The sequence below is a fragment of the Ferviditalea candida genome, assembly GCF_035282765.1.
GTDB classification, from domain to species: domain Bacteria; phylum Bacillota; class Bacilli; order Paenibacillales; family KCTC-25726; genus Ferviditalea; species Ferviditalea candida.
Map to the genome: position 1 here is coordinate 1 of NZ_JAYJLD010000088.1, position 1,769 is coordinate 1,769.

The following is a 1,769-nucleotide window of genomic DNA, read 5'->3' on the forward strand; positions in this document are numbered from 1 at the left end:
TCGTGGTTTCCGGACAAAACCGATTGAAGGATCGGGAGAAGGTTCAAATCAGCAATTAATAATTGAATGGAGGAACACAACGTGCACACCATCTGGAAGAAATCCGCAGTTATCGTTTCCATCCTGGCCCTGCTTCTGGCAGCTTCTCCGGCAATGATTTGGGCCGATACCCAACAGCCCGCGGCGGCTAAGCCGAACGCCCAGACATTGTCGAAAGGCATTGCGGCCGAGGTCAAGAGCGTCCTGTACGAAAGAATCTTTGACGGAACCCGCATCGGCGCGGTCGTTCGTCTGTACAATAACAGCACGTCCGTAGTCCGGGTCCCCGACTACGATATCCGCATCACGACCGCGGACGGAGTGACTTACACGCTGCAGCCCAGCACCTCCAACGCCCGTTCGATCCAAGCCAAATCCAAGGTCGAGCTGAGCTACATGCTGACGGTCAACCGGACCGATGCGTTTGCCTTATCCAAGCTGGCATGGGTCGATGTCAACGAGGAGGTTTATCCGAAAAAGGAAACGACGGTCTTGTCCGTCAACATCTCCAAGCAGGTATGGAACGGACCGGGCAGCCAAATCACCAATTCAGCCGCAGTCAAAAATTGGAGCGACAGCTTCACCATTCCGGTGTTCAACAGCCCGCTGACCTATACGCCGGTTGACTTTCATCAGGAAAATGCCGCTCAGGACATCGTGTGCGTGGTGACGATGAAAGTCGAAAATCCAGGCAAATTCAAGGAATTCGTGCCGGATTTCAGCCTTGATGCTGTATCCGAGCTGAAGGATTACGCGGGCAGCCGCATTGAAAAGGGCAGCATCGCGCTTGAGCCCGGGGAAACCAAAGAGATCCATTTTGCCATCCCGGCCGATCGCGACGAGGTCATTCAGGCTTTGCAGGTGGTGACCCCGGAGATGTATACCTACACCGGGCCGGACGGCCTGCCCGCGGCGATCCGTTATACGGTCGGCAGAATCCGCATCGGCCTGCCGGAGCAAACGGTGTCCTTGGACCAGATGAAGGCCTATGCATATGATACGCCGATCGCGTTCGATCCGTTGAACAAGGTCGTCAACAAGCAAGTCGGAGTTTCGCTGGTCGAGCTGCACATGCATGAAAATCCGGACGAAGGCTATCAGACCGCAGTGGCCAAATTCAAGCTGCGCAATACCGGCTCGCTGCCGATCCCGGTGCCGGAGTTCCAGGCGCAGCTGATCAGCAAGCAAGGCTACACCTATTCAGGCGTCCGGCAAACCTTAAGCGAGCGGAATTTGATGCCGAACCTGAGCTATGTGGTCAGCTATTCCTTTGCCGTGCCGAAGTCGGAAACGAACGACACCTTCGAGATGAAAATCCTCGACGACCAAACCGCCGCTCCCTACAGCGCCGCGATCGCCGCCTACAAGGTCGGCCTGCAGAGCGAAGCGGACGGTTCCGTAATGGAATTTTACCCGTTCAGCGTGAAGCTGAGCGATTGGAACCTGTCGTCGGTATTCAATTCGAACGGAGGCGGCATGTATTCCTACAAATTGAAGCTCATTCTGGACATTACGCGCAAGGATGACGTTGTGGTCAACAACAGCTTTTCCAAAATGAAAATCGAACTGGTCGACAACCTGGGCCGGACACTCGGCTCGAAGGACCTGTCGTTTACGGGAACCGACCGGCTGATCAGCGGCGACCAGACGATCAATTTTGGCAACCTGCAGACCGATCAACTGGAATTCCCGGTGACGATCCGCATCTATGAAGCGATCGACACCCCGAG

General features: G+C 55.3%; 1 protein-coding gene. It reads left to right on the top strand.

Translation table 11 applies throughout. The features are described from left to right. Positions 1 to 81 precede the first annotated feature (81 nt). The coding region (locus VF724_RS21120; RefSeq protein WP_371756210.1) for a hypothetical protein at positions 82 to 1,769 on the top strand (1,688 nt) is incomplete at its 3' end.